The organism is Nonomuraea sp. NPDC005692, assembly GCF_040631115.1.
Taxonomy (GTDB): Bacteria; Actinomycetota; Actinomycetes; order Streptosporangiales; family Streptosporangiaceae; genus Nonomuraea.
Genome location: NZ_JBEXYU010000026.1, coordinates 153,081 through 159,936, shown reverse-complemented (window position 1 = coordinate 159,936; position 6,856 = coordinate 153,081). Strand labels below are relative to the sequence as shown.

6 protein-coding genes are annotated in these 6,856 nt (G+C 73.4%); 4 read left to right on the top strand and 2 right to left on the bottom strand.

Going from position 1 to position 6,856, the window contains the following annotated elements; all coding sequences use genetic code 11:
• Nucleotides 1–37 precede the first annotated feature (37 nt).
• The 4 genes from ABZ459_RS38350 (at nt 38) to ABZ459_RS38335 (ending at nt 4,879) form a co-directional block, all read left to right on the top strand.
• On the top strand, nt 38–1,195 hold the full coding sequence (locus tag ABZ459_RS38350) for a right-handed parallel beta-helix repeat-containing protein (RefSeq protein ID WP_357981297.1): 1,158 nt from the start codon (nt 38–40) through the stop codon (nt 1,193–1,195).
• Nucleotides 1,196–1,449: 254 nt separating this feature from the next.
• The gene (locus tag ABZ459_RS38345) at nt 1,450–2,757 is read left to right on the top strand and encodes a discoidin domain-containing protein (RefSeq protein ID WP_357981294.1); all 1,308 of its coding nucleotides are present in this window, start codon (nt 1,450–1,452) and stop codon (nt 2,755–2,757) included.
• A complete protein-coding gene (locus ABZ459_RS38340) occupies nt 2,758–3,930 on the top strand; it encodes an MFS transporter (RefSeq protein ID WP_357981291.1) in 1,173 nt (390 codons plus the stop codon). It begins immediately after the preceding gene.
• A 13-nt stretch (nt 3,931–3,943) separates the two neighbouring features.
• Nucleotides 3,944–4,879: a hypothetical protein gene (locus ABZ459_RS38335; RefSeq protein WP_357981288.1), complete on the top strand. Its 936-nt coding sequence runs from the start codon at nt 3,944–3,946 to the stop codon at nt 4,877–4,879.
• Nucleotides 4,880–4,904: 25 nt separating this feature from the next.
• Here ABZ459_RS38335 and ABZ459_RS38330 read toward each other — a convergent pair whose 3' ends face one another.
• Both ABZ459_RS38330 and ABZ459_RS38325 read right to left on the bottom strand, forming a co-directional pair.
• Entirely contained in the window at nt 4,905–5,528 is a 624-nt protein-coding gene (locus ABZ459_RS38330; protein ID WP_357981285.1) for a response regulator transcription factor, read from the bottom strand.
• Nucleotides 5,525–6,733 (bottom strand): histidine kinase, encoded by a 1,209-nt coding sequence (locus ABZ459_RS38325; protein ID WP_357981282.1) that lies wholly within the window; start codon nt 6,731–6,733, stop codon nt 5,525–5,527. The genes ABZ459_RS38330 and ABZ459_RS38325 overlap by 4 nt, the downstream gene beginning before the upstream one ends.
• Nucleotides 6,734–6,856 lie beyond the last annotated feature (123 nt).

Genomic DNA, 6,856 nt, shown 5'->3' with positions numbered 1-6,856 from the left:
GGCGTCCGCGGGCACGGCCCCCGAAGGGAGGAACCCCATGAGACGGGCCCTGCTGACCGGCCTGCTGCCACTCCTGCTCGCCACCCCGGCCGCCGCGACGCCGGCCACGGAGATGTCGGCCACGGAGATGTCGGCCACGGAGATGTCGGCCACGGAGATGCCGTCCGCCGGGGCGGCCGTGCCCGCCGCAGCGACCGGTGCCGAGGTGGTCGAAGGGGCCGAGGTGGTCGAGGTGTCCACCGCGGCCCAGCTCACCGGCGCGCTGGCCGCGGCGGTTCCCGGGCAGACCATCAGGCTCGCTCCCGGCGAGTACCACGGGGCCTTCGTCGCCCGGCGCCCCGGAACGTCCGCCGCCCCGATCACGCTGACCGGGCCGGCGGACGCCGTCCTGGTCAACGACGGTCCCTCCGGCACCGCGCCGTCCTGCCCCGTGCCCGGTGGCGGCTGGGACTCCGGCTACGGGCTGTGGCTGTACGGAGCGCCGTACTGGCGGCTCGCCGGGTTCACCGTCAAGGACGCCAAGAAGGGCCTCGTCCTGGACGCCTCCCCCCACGTGGTGATCGACGGCGTGTACGTGCACCACGTCGAGGACGAGGGCGTGCACTTCCGGCGCAGCTCGTCCGACGGCGTGCTGCGCGACTCCCGCATCACCCACACCGGCCTCGTCCAGCCCGGTTACGGCGAGGGCGTCTACCTCGGCTCGGCCGGCTCCAACTGGGGCTGCCACGGAAACACCGGCGGCGCGGACCGCTCGGACCGCGTCCAGGTCACCGGGAACACGATCGGCCCGTACGTCGCCGCCGAGCACATCGACGTCAAGGAGGGCACCAGCGGCGGCCTGATCAGCGGCAACACCTTCGACGGCACCGGCGTCAGCGGCCAGAACTCCGCCGACTCCTGGGTGGACGTCAAGGGCTCCGGCTACACGATCGAGAACAACACCGGCACGTTCGCCCCGCCCGGCACCCTCGCCAACGGCTACGAGACGCACAATCCGACCACGACGCCGTCCTTCCTCAACGGCTGCGGGAACGTCTGGCGCGGCAACAGGTCCGATCTCGGCGGCGTCGGCGCGTACGCCATCAAGATCACCTCGACGTCGAAGTGCGCGGCCGACCCCAACGTCGTCCGCTCCTCCAACACCGTCACCGGCGCCACCCGCGGGCTGACGAACGTCCCGGTGACCCCGGGCTGACGGCCCGCTCGGGACCAGCCGCCCGGCTTTGCGGGCGGCGCCCTCGCCGTGCCGCGCGCCGCCCGGGTGAACCCCGCGCAAAGGGTTAAGAAACCTTCCTAACTTCATTGACAGCCCTCAACGCACTACGCCACGATCCCGGTAAGCGGCTCGGCGCGGCTTCCTTCCCCAGGATGTGACGCGCTCAGCGAAAGACTCCTGCCCCGGCCGCCCACGGGACCGTGCTCCGATCTCTCACCCCCAGGAGAATCGCCATGTCCAGAGTCCGCCTGGCCGTCATGGCCGTGATCGGCCTGCTGGCCGGCCTGCTCGTGGCCGCCAACGCCTCGGCCGTCACCGCCGAGACGCTGCTGTCACAGGGCAAACCCGCCACCTCCTCCTCCAAGGAAGCAACCTCCTACGCCGCCGCCAAGGCCTTCGACGGCGACCTCACCGGCACCCGGTGGGCCTCGGCCGAAGGCCACGACCCCGAATGGCTGCGGGTCGACCTCGGCGCGTCCCAGCAGATCAGCCGGGTCAAGCTGACCTGGGAGGACGCCTACGGCAAGTCGTACAAGATCCAGACCTCCGCCGACGGGAGCACCTGGACCGACGTCTACTCCACCACCACCGGCGACGGCGACGTGGACGACCTCACCGTGACCGCCACCGGCCGCTACGTCCGCATGTACGGGACCGTGCGCGGCACCGAATACGGCTACTCGCTGTGGGAGATGCAGGTCTACGGCGGCGGCACCCAGCCCACCGACCCGCCGGGCGACACGTTCGTGGTGGCCGCCGCCGGTGACATCGCCGAGCAGTGCACCGCCAGCTCCTCCTCCTGCGTGCACCCGAAGACGGCCGCCCTGGTCGAGTCGATGAACCCCGAGTTCGTCATCACCATGGGCGACAACCAGTACGACGACGCCCTGCTGTCGGACTTCCGCAACTACTACGACAAGACGTGGGGCAGGTTCAAGGCCAAGACCCACCCGGTCCCCGGCAACCACGAGACCTACGACCCGGCCGGGTCGGAGGCCGGGTACAAGTCGTACTTCGGCGCCATCGCCTTCCCGCAGGGCAAGAGCTACTACAGCTACGACCGGGGCAACTGGCACTTCGTCGCGCTCGACTCCAACCACTTCGACCAGTCCGCCCAGATCACCTGGCTCAAGAACGACCTCGCCGCGACCACCAAGCCGTGCGTGGCCGCGTACTGGCACCACCCGCTGTTCAGCTCCGGCGAGCACGGCAACGACCCCGTCTCCAAGCCCGTGTGGCAGGCCCTGTACGCGGCCGGCGCCGAATTCGTGCTCAACGGGCACGACCACCACTACGAGCGGTTCGGGCCGCAGAACCCCAGCGCCCAGGCCGACACCGCGAAGGGCATCGTCGAGGTGCTCGGCGGGATGGGCGGCGCGTCGCCGTACCAGATCGAGAACGTGCAGCCGAACAGCCAGAAGCGGCTGAGCGGCACGTTCGGCGTGCTGAAGCTGACCTTCGCCGGCAGCACGTTCGGCTGGCAGCTGATCGGGACCGACGGCTCGGTCAAGGACACCAGCCCGACCTACTCCTGCCACTAGATGTACATCTCGCTTCTCGGTACCCGGCTGACCAGGGCGGTGCCCGCCAACGTGGTGGCGCTCGGCCTGGTCAGCCTGGTCACGGACGTCTCGTCGGAGATGGTCACCGCGGTGCTGCCGCTGTACCTGGTGGGCACGCTCGGGCTCAGCCTGGTGCAGTTCGGGCTGCTGGACGGCCTGTACTTCGGCGTCACCGCGCTGGTCAGGCTGGCCGGCGGGCACGCCGCCGACCGGTGGAGCCGCCGCAAGCTGGTCGCCGGGCTCGGGTACGGGCTCTCGGCCGTGTGCAAGCTGGGCCTGCTCGCGGCCGGCGGGTCGGCCGTCGCGCTCGGCCTGGTGCTGGCCGCCGACCGCACCGGCAAGGGCCTGCGCACCGCGCCCCGGGACGCCCTCATCACGCTGAGCGCCCCGCCCGAACGACTGGGCGGCGCGTTCGGGGTGCACCGGGCGATGGACACCGTGGGCGCCTTCCTCGGGCCGCTGGCCGCCTTCGCCGTGCTGACGGCGACGGCCGGCGCCTACGACGCGGTGTTCGTGACCAGCTTCTGCGTGGCCGCGCTGGCCGTGCTGCTGCTGGCCCTGTACGTCCGGGACCGGCGCGGCCCGCTGACCGTCCGCGTCCGGCTGCGGGCGGCGGTCACGCGGGAGCCCGGGTTCCGCCGGGCCTGCCTGGTGGCGGTGGCGCTCGGCCTGGTCACGGTCAGCGACTCGTTCGTCTACCTGGTGCTGCAGCGGCGGCTGGCGATCGCGCCCGAGCTGTTCCCGCTGCTGCCGCTCGGCACGGCGGGCGCGTACCTGCTGCTCGCGGTGCCGCTCGGCAGGCTGGCGGACCGGTTCGGGCGCGCGGTGGTGTTCGTCGCCGGGCACGTGGCGCTGCTCGCGGTCTACCTGGTGCTGATGGGCCCGGCCTGGCTGCTGCCCGCGCTGCTGCTGCACGGCCTGTTCTACGCCGCCACCGACGGGGTGCTGATGGCCCTGACCGGGCCGATGCTGCCCGAGAGCGCGCGGACCGGCGGGCTGGCGCTGCTGCAGACCGGGCAGGCCACGGCCCGGATGGTGTCGTCCATCCTGTTCGGCCTGCTGTGGGCGGGGACGGGGGAGGGGCCGGCGCTGGCGGTGATGGCCGCCGGGCTGGTGACGGCGTCCGCGATCGCCTGGCGGGCGCTGCGATGACAAGGAGGTCGTCATGAGACGGGTGCTCGTACTCCTCGCCGCGGTGGTCCTGCTGGCGGGCGGCGCGACCGCGTACGCCACCTGGGCGGCGTCCTCGCGCCAGGCCGGGCCCGCCGTCGCGGGCTTCGACACCGGCGAGCCGGGCCGGGTGCTGGTGCGCAGCGGCGGACGCGTCGCCTCCGTGCCGCTCGCCGACCCCGGAGCGCCGCCGCGCGTCAGCTCCCGGGCCTGCGACCGCTTCTACACGGCGAACGGCACCACGCTCTGCCTGGTCACCCGGCCCGGCCCGCTACCGAAGACCGAGGCGCTCGTCCTGGACCGGTCGCTGAAGGAGACCCGCCGGATCAACCTGGCCGGCGTGCCGAGCCGGGCCCGCGTGTCGGCCAGCGGCCGGATGGCCTCCTGGACGGTGTTCGTCACCGGCGACTCCTACAGCACCGGCGGCTTCTCCACCTGGACCGGCATCCTCGACACCCGGACCGGCTACCTCATCACCAACATGGAGGACATCCCGCTCTCCCTCGACGGCCGCCGCTACCACTCGGCCGACGTCAACTACTGGGGGGTCACGTTCGCCGCCGACGACAACCGCTTCTACGCGACCGTCTCGACCAAGGGCAGGACGTACCTGGTGGAGGGCGACTTCGGGGCCTGGCGGGCGCGCGTGCTCCGGGAGAACGCCGAGTGCCCGTCCCTGTCGCCGGACGGCACCCGGCTGGTGTTCAAGAAGCGCGTCTCGCCGGGCCCGTGGCGGCTGCACCTGCTGGACCTGGCCACGATGCGGGAGAGCCCGCTGGGGGAGCGGGCCAGCATCGACGACCAGGCCGCCTGGCTGGACGACCGCACGGTCATGTACGCCAAGGACGGCGACGTGTGGGCGGCCGACGTCGGCGGCGGCCCGCCCCGCCGGCTGATCCCCGGCGCGAGCTCCCCCGCCGCCGTCCGCTGACCCGCGGCCCCCTGTCCCGGGGTGGTCAGGGGAGCCGGATGAGGCGTCGCTCGACCGCGGCCGTGACCGCGGCCGTGCGCGTGTCCACGCCGAGCTTGTCGTAGATGTGCACCAGGTGGGTCTTGACGGTGGCCTCGGTGATGTAGAGCCGGCGGGCGATCTCCCGGTTGCCCGCCCCGCTGGCCAGCAGCTCCAGCAGCTCGACCTCGCGGGCGCTCAGCGCCGGGCCAGGCTCGCGCATGCGCCGCATCATCCGGGTCGCCACCTTGGCCGACAACACGCTCTCGCCCCTGGCCGCGGCCCGGATGCCCTGGAACAGCTCCTCCGGCGGGCACGCCTTGAGCAGGTAGCCGATGGCCCCCGCGTCGACGGCCCGCATGATGTCGGCGTCGCTCTCGTACGTCGTCAGCACCAGCACCTGCGGCGGCGCGGGCAGCTCGCGCACCCGCCGGGTGACCTCCACGCCGTCGACGCCCTCGCCGAGCTGCAAATCCATGAGGACGACGTCGGGGGAGCGGGCGGCGATGCCGCGCAGCGCCTCGGCCCCGTCGGCCGCCTCGCCGACGATCTCCATGTCGGGCTCGCCGCCGAGCAGCGCCACCAGCCCCGCCCGGACCACCGGATGGTCGTCGACCAGGAACAACCTCATGCCGCACCGCCGTCCAGGACCCGCGGCGGCCACGCGGCGGGCACCCGGGCCGCGACCGCCGTGCCCTCGCCGGGCGCGCTCTCGACGACCAGGACGCCGTGCACCTCCGCCAGCCGGTCGCGCATCGCCCGCAACCCGTAGCCGCGGCCGGGAGCGGGGGCCGGCTCGGCGAAGCCGACGCCGTCGTCGAACACGTCGAGCGTCACCTCGCCGTCGAGGTAGGACAGCGTCACCGTGACCGTCACCGTGACCGTCACCCTGGCCGCCGGGTCCGCCGCCGGGGCGGCGTGGTCGCGTACGTTGGCCAGCGCCGCCTGCGCCACCCGCAGCAGCGCCGCCTGCACCTCCGGCGCCAGCGGGTACTCCTCGCCCGCCAGCCGGAAGCGCACCCGCGGCCCGGTCTCGCCGGCGTCCGCGCAGAGCCGGGCCAGGGCCTCGGGCAGCGTGACGTCCACCAGGCCGGGCGGCTGGAGGTCGCGGACGAACCGCCGCGCCTCGGCCAGGTTGTCGGCGGCGGCCGCGGCGGCCCGCCGTACGTGGGCACGGGCCTGGGCGGGGTCGGTGGCCCACATGCGGTCGGCGGCCTGGAGCAGGATGCCCATGCTGGTCAGGCCCTGGGCGAGGGTGTCGTGGATCTCCCTGGCCAGCCGCTCGCGCTCCTCCAGGACGCCGGTGCGGTGGCGGGAGTCGGCCAGTGTGCCGCGGGTGCTGATCAGGTCGTCGATGAGCAGCTGCCGGGCGGCGCTCTCGCGCTGCAGCTCCCCGAAGATCACCGCCGTCATGGCCGCGATGCCGACCGGCGCGAGGATCAGGCTGACGTCGAGCTCACGGGCGATCTCCAGCTGGGCCACGATCACCACCAGGGTCAGCGCCGCGGCGGCCACCGCGAAACCGTGCGCGTTGAGCAGCCGCAGGCACAGGAAGAGGAGGGGGACCGCGCACCAGCTGAACGACGGCGCCAGCACCACCAGCGCCAGCCACACCGCCGCCACGCCGCCCAGCCAGACGAGCCGCCCCTGCCGGCCCAGCCGGTTCCACCAGACGATCCCGGCCGCGTACGCCAGCGCGAGCAGGCCGCAGACGGCCAGCGACGTCACCGTCTGGGCACCCATGCCGTGACGGGACACCAGCCGCAGGGCCGAGGCGGCGAGCAGCAGGTAGAAGCCGACGTGCATGGCCCAGTTGAGCCAGGTGCGCTCCCTCATGGCCCTCCCCGTCGCCGCGCCCTTCGACACTATCCCCTGCCCGAGAGTGGCCCCCACCAGGGCGGCGGCGCATCAACCGATCGGTTGACCCGGCCCTCGACCGCTCGGCGCGCGGGGATCGCC

Bases quoted from the DNA above. Each gene is read 5' to 3' on its own strand.
- ABZ459_RS38350 (WP_357981297.1), top strand. From the start codon at position 38: ATGAGACGGGCCCTGCTGACCGGCCTGCTGCCACTCCTGCTCGCCACC.
- ABZ459_RS38345 (WP_357981294.1), top strand. From the start codon at position 1,450: ATGTCCAGAGTCCGCCTGGCCGTCATGGCCGTGATCGGCCTGCTGGCC.
- ABZ459_RS38340 (WP_357981291.1), top strand. From the start codon at position 2,758: ATGTACATCTCGCTTCTCGGTACCCGGCTGACCAGGGCGGTGCCCGCC.
- ABZ459_RS38335 (WP_357981288.1), top strand. From the start codon at position 3,944: ATGAGACGGGTGCTCGTACTCCTCGCCGCGGTGGTCCTGCTGGCGGGC.
- ABZ459_RS38330 (WP_357981285.1), bottom strand. From the start codon at position 5,528: ATGAGGTTGTTCCTGGTCGACGACCATCCGGTGGTCCGGGCGGGGCTG.
- ABZ459_RS38325 (WP_357981282.1), bottom strand. From the start codon at position 6,733: ATGAGGGAGCGCACCTGGCTCAACTGGGCCATGCACGTCGGCTTCTAC.